The sequence below is a fragment of the Neobacillus sp. plas4 genome (assembly GCF_057221695.1).
On record NZ_CM170152.1, the window covers coordinates 3,754,885 to 3,773,637 of the forward strand.

Annotated in this window: 15 protein-coding genes and 2 pseudogenes; 3 read left to right on the plus strand and 14 right to left on the minus strand. The window is 41.1% G+C overall.

What is annotated here, in order from left to right:
* Window positions 1–120: 120 nt before the first annotated feature.
* Window positions 121–252 (minus strand): annotated as a pseudogene (locus AC2TFD_RS18715) (hypothetical protein); the annotation flags it as partial.
* Window positions 253–685: 433 nt separating this feature from the next.
* Between AC2TFD_RS18715 and AC2TFD_RS18720 the strand changes: the two are divergent.
* The gene (locus tag AC2TFD_RS18720) at window positions 686–1,732 is read left to right on the plus strand and encodes an NADH:flavin oxidoreductase (protein ID WP_484676339.1); all 1,047 of its coding nucleotides are present in this window, start codon (window positions 686–688) and stop codon (window positions 1,730–1,732) included.
* Window positions 1,733–2,182: 450 nt separating this feature from the next.
* Here the strand turns inward: AC2TFD_RS18720 and AC2TFD_RS18725 are convergent, their stop codons facing one another.
* The 8 genes from AC2TFD_RS18725 to AC2TFD_RS18760 all read right to left on the minus strand — a co-directional run bounded on the left by AC2TFD_RS18725 (window position 2,183) and on the right by AC2TFD_RS18760 (window position 12,688).
* Entirely contained in the window at window positions 2,183–3,724 is a 1,542-nt protein-coding gene (locus tag AC2TFD_RS18725) for an acyl-CoA carboxylase subunit beta (RefSeq protein WP_335520313.1), read from the minus strand.
* 97 nt (window positions 3,725–3,821) lie between these two features.
* Window positions 3,822–4,937, minus strand: coding sequence for a methylmalonyl Co-A mutase-associated GTPase MeaB (meaB, locus tag AC2TFD_RS18730; RefSeq protein ID WP_335520310.1), 1,116 nt, complete (start codon window positions 4,935–4,937; stop codon window positions 3,822–3,824).
* A 2-nt stretch (window positions 4,938–4,939) separates the two neighbouring features.
* A complete protein-coding gene (gene scpA / locus AC2TFD_RS18735; RefSeq protein WP_484673718.1) occupies window positions 4,940–7,105 on the minus strand; it encodes a methylmalonyl-CoA mutase in 2,166 nt (721 codons plus the stop codon).
* Window positions 7,098–9,251 (minus strand): methylmalonyl-CoA mutase family protein, encoded by a 2,154-nt coding sequence (locus AC2TFD_RS18740; RefSeq protein ID WP_484673719.1) that lies wholly within the window; start codon window positions 9,249–9,251, stop codon window positions 7,098–7,100. Before AC2TFD_RS18740 ends, scpA begins: the two co-directional genes overlap by 8 nt.
* 34 nt (window positions 9,252–9,285) lie before the next feature.
* On the minus strand, window positions 9,286–9,810 hold the full coding sequence (accB, locus tag AC2TFD_RS18745) for an acetyl-CoA carboxylase biotin carboxyl carrier protein (RefSeq protein ID WP_484673720.1): 525 nt from the start codon (window positions 9,808–9,810) through the stop codon (window positions 9,286–9,288).
* Between the two features lie 28 nt (window positions 9,811–9,838).
* Window positions 9,839–11,191, minus strand: coding sequence for an acetyl-CoA carboxylase biotin carboxylase subunit (accC, locus tag AC2TFD_RS18750; RefSeq protein ID WP_307198035.1), 1,353 nt, complete (start codon window positions 11,189–11,191; stop codon window positions 9,839–9,841).
* Window positions 11,192–11,204: 13 nt separating this feature from the next.
* On the minus strand, window positions 11,205–11,690 hold the full coding sequence (locus tag AC2TFD_RS18755) for a biotin/lipoyl-containing protein (protein WP_484673721.1): 486 nt from the start codon (window positions 11,688–11,690) through the stop codon (window positions 11,205–11,207).
* A gap of 347 nt (window positions 11,691–12,037) precedes the next feature.
* A complete protein-coding gene (locus AC2TFD_RS18760) occupies window positions 12,038–12,688 on the minus strand; it encodes a TetR/AcrR family transcriptional regulator (RefSeq protein ID WP_335517238.1) in 651 nt (216 codons plus the stop codon).
* A 236-nt stretch (window positions 12,689–12,924) separates the two neighbouring features.
* On the opposite strand from AC2TFD_RS18760, the pseudogene AC2TFD_RS18765 reads away from it, so the two are divergent.
* Window positions 12,925–13,599 (plus strand): annotated as a pseudogene (locus tag AC2TFD_RS18765) (CPBP family intramembrane glutamic endopeptidase); the annotation flags it as partial.
* A gap of 210 nt (window positions 13,600–13,809) precedes the next feature.
* On the opposite strand, the gene AC2TFD_RS18770 reads toward AC2TFD_RS18765, so the two are convergent.
* Window positions 13,810–13,980: a hypothetical protein gene (locus tag AC2TFD_RS18770; RefSeq protein WP_484673722.1), complete on the minus strand. Its 171-nt coding sequence runs from the start codon at window positions 13,978–13,980 to the stop codon at window positions 13,810–13,812.
* A 160-nt stretch (window positions 13,981–14,140) separates the two neighbouring features.
* On the opposite strand from AC2TFD_RS18770, the gene AC2TFD_RS18775 reads away from it, so the two are divergent.
* Complete coding sequence (locus AC2TFD_RS18775) at window positions 14,141–14,821, plus strand: phosphoribosylaminoimidazolesuccinocarboxamide synthase (protein WP_335517235.1); 681 nt, start codon at window positions 14,141–14,143, stop codon at window positions 14,819–14,821.
* Window positions 14,822–15,044: 223 nt separating this feature from the next.
* Here AC2TFD_RS18775 and AC2TFD_RS18780 read toward each other — a convergent pair whose 3' ends face one another.
* From AC2TFD_RS18780 to AC2TFD_RS18795, 4 genes are all read right to left on the minus strand, one after another.
* Complete coding sequence (locus tag AC2TFD_RS18780) at window positions 15,045–15,881, minus strand: cobalamin-binding protein (protein WP_484673723.1); 837 nt, start codon at window positions 15,879–15,881, stop codon at window positions 15,045–15,047.
* 21 nt (window positions 15,882–15,902) lie between these two features.
* Window positions 15,903–16,451: a cob(I)yrinic acid a,c-diamide adenosyltransferase gene (locus AC2TFD_RS18785; RefSeq protein ID WP_335567884.1), complete on the minus strand. Its 549-nt coding sequence runs from the start codon at window positions 16,449–16,451 to the stop codon at window positions 15,903–15,905.
* Window positions 16,452–16,591: 140 nt separating this feature from the next.
* Window positions 16,592–17,791, minus strand: coding sequence for a CbiX/SirB N-terminal domain-containing protein (locus AC2TFD_RS18790; RefSeq protein WP_335567883.1), 1,200 nt, complete (start codon window positions 17,789–17,791; stop codon window positions 16,592–16,594).
* Between the two features lie 104 nt (window positions 17,792–17,895).
* Window positions 17,896–18,735, minus strand: coding sequence for a class I SAM-dependent methyltransferase (locus AC2TFD_RS18795; protein ID WP_484673724.1), 840 nt, complete (start codon window positions 18,733–18,735; stop codon window positions 17,896–17,898).
* Window positions 18,736–18,753 lie beyond the last annotated feature (18 nt).

Genomic DNA, 18,753 nt, shown 5'->3' on the forward strand with positions numbered 1-18,753 from the left:
CGTATCGTTTAACGAGTCGTAACGTATCGTTAAATTATTCATGATCACTTATAAACGAATTTATAGTAACGATTTTTCAAGTATTTCTACCACATCTAATGTTTGCACATTATCTTCTACTTATTTTGCTTTCGTGCCGTCGCTGATCATGGTTAAACAATATGGACATCCTGTACTAATGATGGTAGGACTTGTTTCAAGAAGCTGTTCTGTTCTAGCAACATTGATTCGGGTATCGGTATCTTCCTCCATCTCCGCTCAGGTTCCTTAAGCTCGACACCAGGAATCTATTTTAGGATTTCACAAGGTGGATCATGTACATTCATTGAGCCTTGCTTACTTGAACATAATCAACTTGGTATCCAATTTATGGTTTTATTTTTTTAAAGGGATTCTCATTTTAAATGGAGGTCCCTCTGATTGTTCAATATAATTTTAGTAGTTTAATCAATCCACACAACCTTACATCCCTTCGGACTAATGGGAAAAGAAAACTCAATGTTTAGATATAAGTAAATACATAAGACTTATCAGTTTATATTTGTATAGTGGAATTGTAGAATTAAAGAAACAAGATAATACCTATTAATGGAAGGAAGTGCTCGCCTTGGATAAAAAGTACGCAGGACATACTTTGTTACAATCTGTACCGTTCGGAAATGAAATCTTAGCAAGCCGATTAGTGATGGCCCCAATGACAAGAATCTTTTCGCCAAAAGGTGTCCCAGGGGAAAATGTTGCACACTATTACCGCAAACGTGCAGAGAATGGGATTGGGCTCATCATAACTGAAGGAACAGCGATCAACCACCCAGCTGCAGCAATGAGTGCCGATATTCCCCGTTTTTATGGTGAGGACGCCTTAAGTGGCTGGGCAAATGTAGTTAATGAAGTCCACCAAGCAGGTGGCAAAATCATACCACAATTATGGCATGTAGGTGCAGCACGAAAAGCAGGTAGTGAACCAAATATTGACGCACCTCCTGTGAGTCCGTCTGGTTTTACTTTAAAAGGCCACAGAAGTGAAAAAATAAAGGCTTTAACGGAAGAAGAAGTCATTGAAATGATTAATACATACGCCGAAGCTGCTTCAAATGCCAAATCCATCGGCTTTGATGGAATTGAATTGCATGGAGCGCATGGATACTTAATTGATCAATTTTTTTGGGAAGTAACGAATAAGCGAAACGATGAGTACGGTGGGGATATAGGAAAGCGGACAAAATTCGCGGCAGATATTGTTCGTGCTTGTAGGAAAGAAGTCGGACCTGACTTTCCAATTGTCTTTCGTTATTCACAATGGAAGGGAACCGATTATCAAGCTAAATTAGCTAAGAATTCTATTGAGCTTGAACAATTGCTCACCCCATTGGTTGAAGCTGGAGTAGATATTTTCCACTGCTCTACAAGACGGATATGGGAACCTGAATTTAAAGATGAAGATCCATCCTTAAACTTAGCAGGCTGGACTAAACGAATTACTGAAAAGCCAACGATTGCAGTCGGTTCTGTGGGAATTAACCGTGCATATTTGAGCAATCAGGATCATGATCATGTAACAATTGTAGACAATCTCAAAATTATAGATGAAAAAATCAAAGCAGGCGAATTTGACTATGTAGCAGTCGGCCGTGCGCTGCTAGCTGATCCTGAATGGGCAGTAAAACTTAAAAATGGTAAACTTGATCAAGTACTGCATTATACGAAGGAAGCTGAGAAATACCTGATTTAATTACATTCAAGAACCGCACATTTTATCAGCCTGCAACTAACACCTACAAACATTGATATATCAACTTTGTAGGTGTTATTTTTTTTCAACTGTAACAGATTCACTTTTTCAGTGTTTATTCAGGGTTACCATCAGTACTAAAAACAAAAATTAAGTTTTCGATTTTTCTCTAAAAGGTATTGTGGGTTTTCAATTGCAAACTCTTCTATAAAAAGTTCAGATTTATCTTTCACTATTGGATTAGCAATACTCGATTTGGTCCTACTTATCATTACAAAAGGCAAACTAGGATATAGCCATTCTTCTCATCAAATTGGGATTGGTAATAATGAAAATATAGTAAAATAAGATAAACACGGGGACGATTCTCCTGGGTCCATTCCCTCCTTCAAAAAAGCCACAAGAACCGTCCCCTTGGCTCTCCCCTTGGCTCTCTCCGACTAGTTGTCGCTAAAGTGGGATATTCCCATGCTTCTTCGCAGGTCTTGTTTCTTTTTTAGTCCGTAGCATTTCAAGGGATTCTTTGAGTTTTTTTCGGGTTTCACGTGGGTCGATGACGTCGTCGACCATGCCTCTTGATGCTGCTTGGTATGGATTCGCGAAAGTTTCGCGATATTCAGCGATTTTTTGGGCTCTCATTGCCGCTGGGTCTTCATTCTGTTCAATTTCTTTCGCAAAGATGATATTCGCTGCTCCTTCAGGTCCCATTACTGCAACTTCTGCGTTTGGCCATGCGTAAACCATATCGGCGCCAATTGATTTCGAATTCAAAGCAACATAGGCTCCACCGAAGGCTTTTCTTAGAATAACGGTAATTTTCGGCACCGTTGCCTCCGAATAAGCGTAGAGAATTTTCGCACCATGACGGATAATTCCGCCATGCTCCTGGTTGATTCCAGGAAAGAAACCTGTAACATCTTCAAACGTGATCAAAGGAATATTAAATGAATCACAGAAGCGGATAAATCTGGACAATTTATCAGACGAGTTAATGTCTAATCCCCCCGCCATCACTTTCGGTTGATTCGCGACAATTCCTACACTATGACCATCAATACGGCCAAATCCAACGACAATATTTTTCGCAAAGTTTTGTTGAACTTGCATGAATTCCCCATGATCGACGACCTCTTCTATCACTTTGCACACATCATAAACCTTTGTCCCTTCAATCGGTACGAGATCAATGATTTCATCACTCCAGCCATTGTCTTTTTCTGCTTCTACAACCGGTGGTTGTTCCGACTGATTTTGCGGCAGAAAGCTGATTAGCTTTCTAACGTCATTTAAAATTTCGGGTTCAGATTCTGCAGTAAAATGTGCTACACCACTTATACTTGAGTGAACACTTGCTCCGCCAAGGTTTTCAGAGCTAATTTTTTCTCCTGTTACTGTTTCAATTACCTTTGGACCGGTAATAAACATCTGACTTGTCTTTTCGACCATAAACACAAAATCGGTAATCGCCGGTGAATAAACGGCTCCACCGGCACATGGTCCTAAAATAACAGAGATTTGCGGAACGACTCCAGAATAAATCGCATTGCGATAAAAAATATGGCCATAGCCGTCAAGTGCCTCGACTCCTTCTTGAATTCGTGCGCCTCCTGAATCGTTCAAACCAATGATCGGTGCTCCATTTTTGGCCGCCAAGTCCATAATGCGCGAAATTTTCAGCGCATGTGCTTCACCAAGCGCCCCTCCGAAAACGGTAAAATCCTGTGAAAACACATAAACAATTCGGCCATTAATTTTTCCGTAACCAGTGACGACTCCCTCCCCTGGGGCTTCAATTTTATCCATTCCAAAGTTTGTGGCTCGATGTTGAATAAATGGATTTAATTCGACAAATGTGCCTTCGTCTAAGAGCAGATCAATACGTTCCCTAGCAGTTAGCTTACCGCGATTATGTTGGGCTTCAATCCGATCATCCCCGCCGCCTAGCTCAACTTTATACTTTTTATCCATTAACTCATTTATTTTTTCATACATAGTACTCATTGAAGTTACTCACCTTGCTTTCTTCTAATCTGAATTCCTAATTTGATTTGGTGGTTTAACCGATATTTCCCCGTCCCTTTATGTTCCTTTAATGGTCCTCATATGTTTTTAATAACTGTTTTGCTGCCATTGTTGCTGAAATTTCCCCATTAAGAACTACTGTTTCAATTCCCGGCAGCATCCTTTTTATCTCTGAATTGTTATAAAAGCTTGACCGCAAGTAATCCTCAACCATTGTATACATCCAGTCAAGGGTTTGTTTTTGCCGCCTCCTGCCGAACACTCCAGACACAGTTGTTTTCTCTTTGAAATCATTAATCAACTGCCACATTTCTGCCATTCCTTCCCCTGTGAAAGCAGAACAGATATAGGCCTTAGGTGCCCATCCTTCTGTAATTGGATGTAAAAAATGCAGAATCCGGTTAAATTCCGATTTTGCGGCTAAAGCACGCTGTTTATTTTCACCATCGGCTTTATTGACGAAGATCGCATCAGCCAGCTCCATTATCCCTTTTTTAATCCCCTGAAGTTCATCTCCGCCACCGGTCAGCATAATCAATAGAAAGAAATCGACCATCGAGCGGACCGTCACTTCATTTTGGCCGACGCCAACGGTTTCAACGATGATCACATCATACCCTGCCGCTTCACAAATTAGCATCGTCTCCCGTGTTTTACGATTGACTCCACCTAAAGTTCCTCCTGTTGCTGATGGTCGGATGAAGGCATTGGGATTTCGCGACAGTTCTTCCATTCTTGTTTTATCACCAAGAATGCTTCCCCCCGTAATGGAACTGCTTGGATCAACTGCGAGGACAGCCACCTGATTTCCTTGATTACAAAGCATCGTTCCAAAGTTCTCGATCAACGTGCTTTTCCCCGCACCAGGTACACCACTGATTCCAATACGAATTGACTTTCCGGTGTACGGAAGGAGCGCTTTCAACACTTGCTGTGCAAGCTCCATATGGGCCGGATGGTTGCTTTCAACCAGCGTAATTGCTTGGGCAATGACCGTCCGGTTCCTAGAAAGGACACCTTCAACATAGTCACTGACGTTTAACCGGCGCCGGCGGGGGGAGCGAGGGACGATTGGCGCTTTTTCCTGCTTTTCCTCCGTTGACACCCCCTTCACTACACGGGAAGCATATTCCCTTCCTCCACCTTCCGGGATCCATTCCGGCTTTATCTTATTGTTATCCATGATTACATTTCATCCTCAAGTCGGCGGTTAATTTCTTCTAATACTTTTTGCGCCGCAACAGGGATTACAGTACCTGGTCCAAAAATCGCTGCAGCTCCATTTTCTTTGAGATATTCATAGTCTTGTACCGGAATGACCCCGCCGGCAACGACAACGATATCTTCACGACCAAGCTTCGTCAATTCTTCGATTAATTGAGGCAATAAAGTTTTATGTCCAGCAGCTAGGGAACTCATACCAATGATATGCACATCATTTTCAACGGCTTGCCTTGCTGTTTCCTCCGGCGTTTGGAATAGCGGACCAATATCGACGTCAAATCCCAAATCTGCAAAAGCCGTAGCAATCACTTTTGCGCCACGGTCATGGCCATCCTGACCCATTTTTGCAATCATGATTCTTGGGCGTCTTCCTTCCTGTTGTTCAAATTCAGCTGCCATTTCTCTTACAACGGCTACTTGTTCGTTCTCGCCAAATTCTGCACTATAGACTCCGGAGATTGAACGAATTACCGCTTTATGTCGACCGACCACTTTTTCATAAGCGTCCGATATTTCTCCAAGACTTGCTCTTGCCCGTGCGGCCTCAATCGCCAAAGCTAACAGATTGCCTTCCCCAGTTTCAGCCGATTTTGTGATTGCCTCAAGGGTTGATTTTACTAATGCCTCATCACGATTGATGCGCAATTCTTCTAATCTGCGAAGTTGCGCTTCGCGAACCGCTGTATTGTCTACTTCAAGAATTTCAAGCGGATCTTCTTTCTCAAGCCGATACTGATTGACGCCAATGATTGATTCTTTCCCCGAATCAATTTGTGCTTGGCGACGAGCGGCGGCTTCCTCAATTCGCATCTTCGGCAATCCTGTTTCAATGGCTTTCGCCATCCCGCCAAGTGACTCAATTTCTTGAATATGCTCCCAAGCACGGTCGACAAGTTCCTTCGTTAACGATTCGACGTAATAAGAACCTCCCCATGGGTCCACGACGTTACAAATTCCCGTTTCATCCTGTAAAAACAATTGCGTATTCCGGGCAATGCGTGCGGAAAAATCCGTTGGCAGCGCAATTGCTTCGTCAAGTGCATTCGTATGAAGCGACTGTGTATGGCCCAATGCCGCTGCCATTGCCTCCACACAGGTCCTTGTGACATTATTAAACGGATCTTGCGCGGTCAGACTCCACCCCGAAGTTTGACTATGAGTGCGGAGTGCCATCGTCTTTTCATTTTTCGGATTAAACTGTTTCATGAGTTTCGCCCAAATCATCCGTCCGGCCCTCATTTTCGCCACTTCCATAAAATAATTCATGCCAATCGCCCAGAAAAATGATAGTCTTGGCGCAAATGTATCAATATCCATGCCGGCCTTTATCCCTGTGCGAACATATTCCAAGCCGTCCGCCAATGTATAAGCCAGCTCAATGTCTGCTGGGGCACCCGCTTCTTGCATATGGTAGCCAGAAATACTAATGCTGTTAAATTTAGGCATATTTTTGGATGTATATTCAAAAATATCGGCGATAATTTTCATTGAAGCTTCTGGCGGGTAAATATACGTGTTCCGGACCATATATTCTTTTAAAATATCATTTTGAATGGTTCCAGTTAGTTTCGCTTGCTCAACCCCTTGCTCCTCAGCTGCAACAATGTAAAAAGCCATGATTGGCAGAACTGCACCGTTCATCGTCATTGAAACCGACATCTGATCAAGTGGAATCCTATCAAACAATACCTTCATATCGAGAATCGAATCGACAGCCACACCTGCTTTTCCCACATCCCCGACGACGCGAGGGTGATCAGAGTCATAGCCTCTATGCGTTGCTAAGTCAAAGGCAATCGAAAGTCCTTTCTGCCCGGCCGCAAGATTTCGGCGATAAAAAGCATTGCTTTCTTCAGCAGTTGAAAATCCGGCATATTGGCGAATTGTCCAAGGCTTTGTGACATACATCGTTGGATAAGGACCGCGCAAGAACGGGGCAATCCCGGCTACATAATCAAGATGCTCCATCCCAGCCAAATCCTTTTCTTCATAGAAAGGCTTTACAGCAATTTGTTCCATCGTCTGCCATGCTTCTTGTTCGAATGAAGTTTGAACCATTAGCTTCCCTTTTAGAGATGGAGCGTTTTCATTATAGGCAATGGTCGTAAAATCTGGATTTCTACTCATTGTCCAATCCTTTCCGCTGTTGAAGGTCAAACAGCACTTGATAACAATTTGATTTCATATGGATCCATTCATCTACCCCAGCTTGCTTGAACAATTCTGCATGTTCGGAACTTGGGGAACCAGCTAATAATAACGTTAGCTCCGGATTCATCTTTTTCAGTTCGCCTGCAAGCGTTGGGACCATATCGGCATAGACGTCATCATGAGAACAAATGACCACAATCGAAGCTTCCGATTCTACCGTAGCCTGAACAGCTTGATCTACCGTTTCAAAGCTGTTATTTGAAAGAACTTCAAAACCGCCGACTTCAAAAAATACCGTTGCAAAATCCGCCCTTGGCTTGAACTGAGCAGGCTTGCCGAGATTTGCTAGGAACACCTTTGGATAAAAACCATGCTTTTCTTTATAGCTTTCAGCATGTTCCCGTAAGGAGTCAAATTGTTCTGATGCTCGGCGGGCAGGCAACGCTTGGATGCTTGGTACATCTGGATTATTTTGTTGAATAGTATCCATCACTTCCCCAATGGTGAGCCCTTGACGAAATACCTTTAAGAAACTTTCTAGGTTTTGTTCGGCTCCCAATCGCTGAAGCAACGTTTCCTTCCCTTCTGGAGAGGCGGTCTCCCGGTACGAGCGTACCTCTTTGCAACGTACTTCATAAACGGATTCCGCATTCTTAGAAAGCTTTTTTTCTGTTAAATTCGGATACATATTTGTTCCGACCAAGCGTTCTTTGCGGTGGGCGATATTGGTAAATCGCTGATTCGCAATCGCATTTATTTGTTCCTGAATCTCGCCCTTCTCAAGAGAATTAAACATACCACTGCTCGCTTCAATTTGCTGGAATAACTGCCAAGCCTGTTTGGCAAGTGAATCGGTAAGGGATTCCACGTACCAAGACCCACCTGCAGGATCTGCCACTTTTGAGAGGTGTGCCTCTTTATCTAAAATAATTTGCGTATTTCGTGCGATTCTACGGGAAAATTCATCAGGTGATCGAACGGCTTCATCAAACGGTGACACATGAAGACTATCTGCCCCGCCAATAATAGCCGCGAACGACTCTGCTGTTCCTCGCAGTATATTTACATACGGATCGGATACTGTTTTTGTCCAGGAAGATGTGCGCGCGTGAATGGACATTTTCAGCTCTTCTTCCTTTCCGCCAAATGAAGCAACAATATTTGACCAAAGGAGGCGTGCCGCACGGAGCTTTGCAATCTCCAAAAAGACATTGGACCCAACGGAAAAGGTAAAAATCATGCTTTGGGCCACATCTCCGATTGACAATCCCCTGTTCTGCATTTCCCGGATATATTCCACCCCTGTTGCCAATGCAAATGCCAATTCCTGCGCTGCATTTCCGCCAGCTTGGTGATAAGGGTCAGCCTGGATGAGAATCGTCTTTAATTCCGGCGTTTCTCCTTTGGAACATAAGATGAGTTTTGCCATCCATTCATACGCTTTTTGCAGCGAAATTGGTAAAGTTCCTTCCTTTGCCAAAGTCCCCAATGGATCCATTCCCACACAACCGCGCAGCTGACGGATATCCATTCCCGCCTGCCTTGCCTCTGCAACAATCATCGAATAGACAGGGAGTCCCACCATCCCCGCTTGGACAAAGAGTGGAGTTTTTTCAAGGTTGATTCCCTCAAGGGCTTTTTTGACATCCTCTAGAGAACTAATAGAGACCCCTTTATCCCCTACGCATTCCGGTGCTGCCTGATCCGGATCCTGTCCCAATGCTGAAGCACGGTCAAGAACAAGATTTACCATCGTCTGGCCCCGGGTTAAGTCGATTTTTACCGCCTCATTAAATTCAGAAGGTGTGCCATAAGGCAGCTCTTGACTGACCTCCCACGGTTTTCTTTGTTCTCCTATTTCCCTTGTTCCGCGTACAAATGGAGCGGTCCCGAGTGATGAGGAAAGGTGAGAAATTCCGATTACATCCTCTTTTGAATACATTGGTTGGATGGCAATCCCTTCGTACGTCGTTGTAACAAGCTTCTCTTCAAATGACGCCCCTTTTAACGCCTTGACCGCCGCTTGTTTCCACTCATTAAAAGAAGGAGCTGGGAACTCAGCGAACCCACTATTTTCTTTATTTAGCTTTTCTTTTTCATCCATATTTGCATTTATTATCATTAGGGATCCCTCTTTCATCTAGGAAACTATCATCCTATTCTGGTTTCACAAGGAACAGTGTTTGGCCGTGCTCGACTAAGTGGCCATTTTCGACTAAAATATCGACAATCTCACCGCTTACTTCCGCCTCAATTTCATTAAATAGCTTCATTGCTTCAAGAATACAAACGACGGTGGAAGACTCAACCTTGTCACCGATTCTCACAAACGGGTGTGACTCAGGCGATGAGGCATTGTAAAACGTCCCAACCATTGGTGAAACGACTTTCTTTAAACTTGGATCATCCGCATTAACTGGTTTCAGACGTTCTTCTTGAACAGACTTCGCTGTTTCTTTTTTCATTGAGGCCGGTGCCTCCTTAACAGCTACAGCAACAGGTTCCTGCTTCATGCTTGGTTTTACAGTTTCGATAGTTTCATTGCTTAATTGAATCGTTGCTCCTGCTTGCTTTTTTAAATAAATATTGGATTCTGATCCTTCTATTTCGACTTTCATTTCCTCAAGCGCCGATTCTTCAAACAGCTTAATCATTTCTCTAATTTCATGCATTTTCCACATGGACTTTCGCTCCTTTTTTTCAATGGGTTTAATCTTCTATTTTAATCGGATGTAATTCTAGAAATTTCGTATTAAAATCGCCTTTAACAAAAGCTTCATGCTCCAATAATTGCAGATGGAACGGAATCGTAGTTTTAATACCGCTGATCACAAATTCTTCTAATGCACGCTTCATCCGTTGAATCGCTTCATCACGGTCCTTTCCCCAAACAATAATTTTCGCTACCATCGAATCATAAAATGGAGAAATCTGATAACCTGGGTAAACGGCACTATCGACCCGGACGCCGTACCCGCCTGGTGGAAGATAGACCTCTACTTTTCCAGGAGATGGCATAAAGTTCTTTGCAGGGTTTTCTGCATTAATGCGGCACTCAATCGACCAACCATTAATCTGTACATCCCTTTGTTCAAATGAAAGCGGGTTTCCGGCAGCGACAGAAATTTGTTCTTTAATCAAATCAAATCCTGTTACCATTTCCGTAACCGGGTGCTCAACCTGGATGCGGGTATTCATTTCCATAAAATAATATTGGCCATGTTTGTCTAATAGGAATTCAACGGTTCCGGCACCATGGTAGTTAACGGCCTTAGCCGCAGCAACAGCTGCCTCTCCCATTTTTTCACGGAGTTCCTGATCAAGAGCTGGGGATGGCGCTTCTTCTACAAGTTTTTGGTGGCGGCGTTGGATCGAACAATCACGCTCCCCTAGGTAAACCACATTTCCGTATTGATCGCCCATAATTTGAATTTCTACATGACGGGGCTCTTCTAAATACTTTTCTAAATAAACACCGGGATTGCCAAATGCGGTTTCAGCTTCTTTCTGCGCTTGGCGAATCGCTTTTCTCAATTCATCCTCATCATTCGCAACCCGCATACCTTTTCCACCACCACCTGCTGTGGCCTTGACAATCACCGGATAACCGATTGTTTTAGCAACTTTTACTGCTTCTTCTATATCGTCGACGAGCCCCTCTGTACCCGGGACAGTCGGAACACCGGCACGTTTCATCGTTTCCCTTGCCACCGCTTTCGCACCCATTTTATTAATCGCTTCGGCATCCGGTCCGATGAAGGTCACATCCTTTCGTGCACAGAATTCTGCGAAATCAGCATTTTCCGCTAAAAATCCATATCCAGGATGAATGGCATCCACATTGGATACCAAGGCAACACTCATGATATTGGTCATATTTAAATAACTATCTTTTGACGCAGTCGGCCCGATGCAAAAACTTTCATCGGCCAATTTTACATGAAGGGCTTCTTTATCTGCCTCGGAGAAGACGGCCACGGTTTGAATCCCCATTTCTTTACATGCACGAATGACACGAACAGCAATTTCTCCACGATTAGCAATCAGTACTTTTTTAAACATTCGACCTTCCCCCTTAGCTTTTTAACTTCACCAAAAATAGCGGTTGTCCGTATTCCACGACCTCGCCGTCTTCCACAAGAAACTCGACCACTTCTCCCTCTACATCGGATATGATTTCCTGATCCAGATCTAACTTTTCCACTTTGCAATGACCTACAATAGTGCCTTTTGTGGTATGATCACCGACGGTTACATACGGTTGGCCACCTTGAGAGGTGGAAGCGAATACACCGATTACAGGCGAAACAATTTGGTGCAAGGCTGCTTTAAATCCCTCATCTTCTATTTTTGGCACAACCCGGTCTGAAGTTTGAGGTCCTAGTTCCAATGTGGTAGCCGCCTCGTTGAATGCCGTTTGAACGGTTTCTTCTGGGAATCCGGGGTTTGAAATCTGTTTTATCATCGTAATTCTGATTCCATTATTTTTTATGCTAAATTCTTGAATGGAAGACTTGCTAACTAATCTAATCATTTCTCGTAATTCAAGCATTTTTATCATAAATAAACACTCCTGCCAGTTTGATTTCGACATACTTTCAAATCTCTATGAACGAGAACACGACGAAGAAGATCCGTTAAACTTAAGTTCAGCTAAGACCGACTAGTTGGTCTTAGAGATAAAAAACCTTTTTATTGTGTTGAAGGTTATCCTTTTCGCAAGACCGACTAGTTGGTCCTTAGTAATAAACCCTTTTAATGTGTTGAAGGTTAGTCCTTTTTAAAGAGACCAACTAGTTGGTCTTTGAATTAAACTAACCCTTTTACATGACCCTGAATCAAACAAAGGCCTTTACAGGACACCTTCAAACAGTCCAAATCCTGACCAACTAGCATTACTATTTCCCTTTAGAACATCTGAGTTTTAAAGTCTTGCGGATAGGATTTCAGAAAGAACTTTGAAAATTTGGGATTTTCCCTCGCTTCCTCAGTCAATAATGAATGCAAGATAATATCGGCATACATGTCTGCAATTTCTTCAATTGAGTATTGACCATCCTGTTTATACCACTTATAGGTCCAGTTCACCATTCCGAAAATAGCCATCGAAATAATAGGGACTGGCAGGTCTCGAAATTCACCGCAATCCATTCCATCCTGAATCACCTTAAATATTAATTGTTTATATTGATCCCTTTTTATCTTAATGTCATTAATGTATTCAGGAGCTAGATACATGTACTCTTCATAGAACACCGTTACTTCTGATTTATAAAGATCAATCATGGAAACAAACGACTTAATAAACGCGTGGAGTCTCTCCGTAGGCGTATCCCACTGTTCGTTTGCTTTTTTCCCTTGTTCTAAGACATAGGAAATAAAATGGTCGTGGATAAGATAAAGCAATTCATCTTTTGACGTGAAATTGTGATAAAATCCACCTTTCGAAGTCTTACTTTCTTTCACAATCTGATCAACAGTCACTTTGTGAAAGCCTTTTGCTTCAAACATGCGAAGCGATGTTTCTATAATTCGATCTCTTAATGATTGTTCAGCCATTTAAATTCACCCCAGTGTATTTTATCATACCCCCTAAGACGCAACTAATTTTATTTTCTAAGTGCACAAATAATATAATTTTTTGAAAATTTAAATTACTATTACCCATAGTATAAACAATCGATACAAAAGTTGCAAATACTTTTGAATTTATTAAAATAACACCTAACTGATTTTGAATTAAGCTGCTGTACATATGCATTTAATTGAGTTAATACCTAGTAGGAATCCGTTTTGAAGCATGGAAACGCATTAGAAAAAGTATTTGGAAAGTGAAAGTCGGTTTAAAATGGTACTTATTTGCTCTTGTACTCATTCCTGCTGTGATGTATGTGGGGATGGTGATCGTAAATGGAGGAATTCCAAAATTCGAAGGTCTTACTGCAGCATTTTTTATTACATATCCTTTCTATCTCGTTACGGTTTTCTTTGGCGGTGGTCCTTTTCCCGAGGAAATCGGTTGGAGAGGCTTTGCTTTACCACGTATGCAATCCAAATTTGGCCCTTTAAAGGCAACCCTGCTACTCGCTATTCTATGGGCTTTTTGGCATCTGCCACATTTCTTAACGACTGCTCAAAAGGGTGGGCCTGATTCTAACCTTTCTACCATTCTTGCTCATTTGCCGATTTTTCTCATGTTGTGTTTTGCTGTTTCGATTATTCTTACTTGGGTTTTCAATTGCAAACAAGGAAACTTGTTTATTGTCATGTTGGCTCATGCTAGTCTGAATACCTTTAGTTTGATCCAGCCTTTTCTGGCCAACTCTGAATTAAAAAAATCGGATTTGTCTTTTACTATTGGATTAGCAATGCTCGCTTTGGTCATTCTTATCGTAACAAAAGGCAAACTGGGATATAGCCAAACTTCAATTCAAATAGGAATTAGTAATAATGAAAATATAGCTAAATAGTTTGTTTATAATACGTGAATAACAGTCATTTTTCTCTAAAGGGACACTGGGACCTTACTCTCCCTTGTCCTTTATTTTTTCTGCAGCAGTATAAATATCATCCAAAAAGACTTTAGGGTCCCTCCGCATACTTAGCACTCCTTATAATACTTGGTTTAAGTGCCGGCATAATATCGTCGATAATAACCTAATCCACTGACTAGCATTTCCTCATAGTATGCTAGTCTTTTTTTCATGAACCAATTTTTTCATCTCTAACTCTAACTTTTTTTCCTCTAAATCCAATTCTTTTATCTTTAGTTCATTATCTTTTTTCTTCACATACCCATAATAAATTAGAGAAAAGCCTATAATGATGGTTAGGTAAAAATAAAAATCCATATCTTAAACACCCCCGGTTTATTTTCTTCTATTCAGTGTTACGAATCAAAACCTTTTTAGTTTCGGAATGTTTACCTTGTGCAACTATAATTTTAAGATTATTATAATTATTAGCGTTATATCAAAGTAAATTTTAATTTCATACACGAGGAGATCTAACATGAAGCTTACGTACGCAGGAAAAACAAAAGATGTTTATGCATTGGAAGATGGTAATTATTTACTTAAATTTAAAGATGATGTTACAGGTGTAGACGGCGTTTTTGACCCAGGTGCAAATACAGTGGGTCTAACGATTGAAGGGGCTGGACGTGCGGGATTAAGACTAACGAAATACTTCTTTGAGGTTTTAAAAGCAAAAGGAATTCCAACTCATTATATTGATGCTGACATCGAACAAGCAACCATGACGGTTAAACCTGCTGAGGTATTTGGAAAAGGACTAGAAGTAATTTGCAGATATCGTGCAGTAGGGAGTTTTTTACGCAGATATGGCTTGTACGCACAAGAAGGACAACCTCTTGATGCATTTGTAGAAGTTACCATAAAGGATGATGACCGCGAAGATCCCCCAATTAATCAGGATGCATTAGATATGCTTGGTATTTTATCTAAGGATGAATACATCGTGTTAAAAGACCTTACGCAGCAAATTGGAAATATAGTCAAAGAGGAACTTGCTAAGAAAGGCATCGAGTTATACGACATTAAATTTGAATTTGGACGAACTGGTGCGGACAAGCAAATCGTTCTTATTGATGAAATCTCCGGCGGTAACATGCGTGCTTATAAAGATGGAGAGTACATCGAACCTTTAGAATTAGAAAAAATGTTCCTATAAACGAAAAAGGCATCCCTTTCAGATGAAGGGGATGCTTTCCTGTCTTTTACGACACTAAAATTACCAAAACACGACCGCGGGGACGGTTCTGATGGCTTTTTTTCGGCAAGTGATTACCATTATTAAGCCATGAGAACCGTCCCCTTGGCGTCAGAACCGTCCCCTTGGCGTCAATCCCAAATTCATCTACTTAAAGCAACAAACTTTTAGAAAAGAACCTAAATTAAATTTGAAACTCAACCTCTTCATCTAATAAAGGATCATTATTTTCGTTAAACTCTGGATAGATATCAGGGTGAAGGATACTTGCTATCTTACTTAACCCAAGTAATAATCTTGGTGAAGGTCTGCAAAATAATGGTTCATCCAATATATACAATTGATTATTTTTAATAGCTTCCATCTTCTCCACCTCAGGGCGTTTTAGGATTACCTTTGGATTCACTTTTTCTTTGTGTACCCCCACCCAAATAACGCAAATCACATCGGGATTTCTTTGTACGATTTCTTCCCAATGCGTTTTTACGCTTGACTGAGGCATATCCTCAAATATGTTTCTTCCCCCTGCGAGCTTACTAATCTCAGTTATCCAGTTGGTCGCTCCAGGAGTAAAAATTGGTTTAGCCCACCATTCCCAATAAAGGTTTGCCGGCTTTTCTACCTGCTTACATAAAGATCGGTAGTTTTCGAGAAAATGATTGTATTTCTTGAATAATTGGTTTGCTTTGTCAGAAGTATTCGTCACTTCCCCAACGAATAATATACTTTCTCCTACCTCTGTTAATGTCTTGGGGTTAGGGACAATGACATACGGTATGTTTCGTTTCTTTAACTCTTCGATATTTCGTTCCATTCCAGGTACAGAAAGCGAGGCTAATACTAAATCTGGTTGTAATTTTTCCACTTTGTCCATATCAATGTCCAAATCTGACCCCAGTCTCGGTAATGTTTGAATATCCTCCGGCCAATCCGAGTAGTTATCCACTCCTACCAACGAAGAAGTTAAACCTAAGTAAGCTGCTAATTCTGTATTACTTGGACAAATGGATATTAATCTCATATCAAAGCCTCCTTTATGATTCTAAAATTCTATTCCTTTTACAGCGGGAACGCCTTCATTGTAATAATGTTTTTCCGCTTCAATGACTGAAACAAGATCAGCTATGTCTTTAATTTCCTGCTTGGCATCTCTTCCGGTAATAACAAGATGAACATGGGAAGGTTTATTTTTGATTAATTCTATGACTTCGTTAAGAGGCAAAACATCATCGATTGGAAACTTATCAATGGCTAACGCATTATTCAGTTCATCTAAGATTACCAAATCATACTCCCCACTCATAACCGCTTCCTTTGCTTTCGGCCATCCTATTTTTAAGGCTTCTCTATGTTCCTCTGGTGTTTTGGTCCAGGTGAAACCAATTCCCAGTTGAACCATTTCCACACCTAGCTTTTTCAGGGCTATTTGTTCACCATATGTACGTTCAGGTGATTTGATAAACTGATAGATTTTCACTTTCAGTCCTCTGCCAATTCCTCTAAGTGCTAACCCTAAAGAGGATGTTGTTTTTCCTTTTCCATGACCGGTATACACCAGTGTTAAGCCATTTCGATTGATTGGTTGATTCATATTTCTTTCCCCCTATTATCTAAACATTTTCTAATCCAGTTCTCAACCATTTCAGGGCAAGAGGCAAAATGAAAATGAGTATAACCAGCTACTAGACTAAGAAGAACCGGCCTATAAAACAAAAACCGGTTATCTATCCATTAATTATGGTGATGATGATGTTCATACCCATGTTCTTTCGCATATTTACGGAAATTTTCTAAATCTTGCATACCAGTCGAAGTACCGTTTAAGGCCTGATTCATACGTTCTAACAGTACCGTTCTTAACTTTGGATGATAGCCAAAATACTGAGCAATATCAATTGATACATGCGGATAAGACTCTTTAAACTGTTCGGCCATTTTATTCATTCTTTCCATTAAAATTCCCGTAAATAAAAAATACGGCAGCATGATGATTTTTTTTGCTCCCAATTTAATACAGCGTTCCATCCCATCCTGCACAGTTGGCGTCGTTACCCCCATAAAGGCACTTTCAACGATTGGTACATTTAATTTCTCCCACAATAATCTGCTGATTTTATAAAAATCACCATTTGCATATGGATCGCTGCCGCCTCGTCCAATTAATAAAATGGCCGTATCCTCATGATTTTGATCCACATCAAAACCTGCTTCAGTAAGTCTTGATTTTAAAATCTCAAAGACCTCCTCATGAATACCAATCGTCTGGCCATAGGTAAATTGAACATCGGGGAAATGCTCTTTAGCATGTTCGATTTCTGCTGGAATATGGAGTTTTGAGTGTCCTGCATGTAATAATATGATGGGAATTACATGGATTTCATCCGCACCTTGTTCAACACACAACTGAATCCCATCTTCAATATTTGGTGACGCGAATTCTAAGAAACATGTTTCTACTAAAAGGGCTGGATCAATGTATTCTTTCATTTGCCCGATAAATTCCCGAACTTCTATATTCCCTGCCTCGAGCCTGCTGCCATGTCCAACAAATAATACAGCTTTTTTCATTGGTCCTTTATCTTTCTTGTATTTATCAATTCCTTTAATTCGATTTTCGCTGCGTTTCCGCACACCGTGCTCCATTGAGTAAATGATCGCATCTTGTTCAACTGCTTCATGAACAATATCACGTGCGGTTTCTTCATGTTGAACCGAATACCATGTCCCTTTTGGGTAATCAATTACGACACATTTATCTTTACAACGACCGTTACAGCGTGTACGCGATGTATGAATATGCTCATCCAAACGGTTTTTACGGATCTCATCACGAATTTGCTGGGTTACCTCTTCAGCTCCTGCTCCCATACAGGTTGCACCATTGCAAATGAGTAAGTGACGCTGCATTTGCGTTAAATTCCAGGTTGTCATATAGTGACCTCCCCCTCTTCCATCATCTTGTAGCCTCTATGTCTCTTTGTTATATCAACAGTGCCGCCGATTAAAAGCCCATATTTGAAATGGCAAAACGAAACTTAGTTATGTAACTTCACTGGCTCCCAACTTATGATCGCTGCATAGAATGGGTGACGGTACACATACTGGTCATCCTCCATACTAATAAAGCGTTCGAGTGATGCTTTCACATGCGCCATGTCAAACTGTGGTGATAAGATTTTTTTGCTTTGTGCTTCATATAATTGCTGTAATGTATCATAACGATACACACGCTCCAGCTTGAGCATTTCACAATTTGCATAAATCCCTAACTGATACAGCATGTTAACGATGGTAATATAATCACGGCGAGGATATTTAATGTCATAGCCAAACTGCTCATCTAAAATAACGTAATGCGGCTGAATAGGTCCTGTTGTTAAACCAATGATGGCGCGCTTTTTAGCAAGCCTGTTCATTTTTTTCAGCGCCACATTCATTTCATACATACGATAAAAGCAGTTCACCCCAATAACAACATCATGCTGCTCAATTTGCGCTTCTTCCCATTTACTTTGAACGAACTGAACAGGTGCATCGTTTTCAAAGTATTGTTTTAAGTAGGCAAGTACACTTTCAGAACTATCAACTAACGTTAAACTTTTGACATCTTGACTGAGTGGGAATGTATAGTTGCCCCATCCCGGCCCAATTTCAATACAACTTGAATTTTTGGGGATATAATGTTTCATTTTTTCATAAATTTTTTTTGCATAGTTATCTGTTTGCTTGTATGTTTTTTTCATCATGGACTGAGCCCAATATGCTTCTTCCAGTTCATCATGAATCATTCTTTCTGGCATCTTGCCATGCCAGTCTAACATGCCGTCTTTCCACAGCTTTTCAAAATCAATTTGTAAAGGGGGGCTTTTTATCATTGAATTTTCTCCTTAATC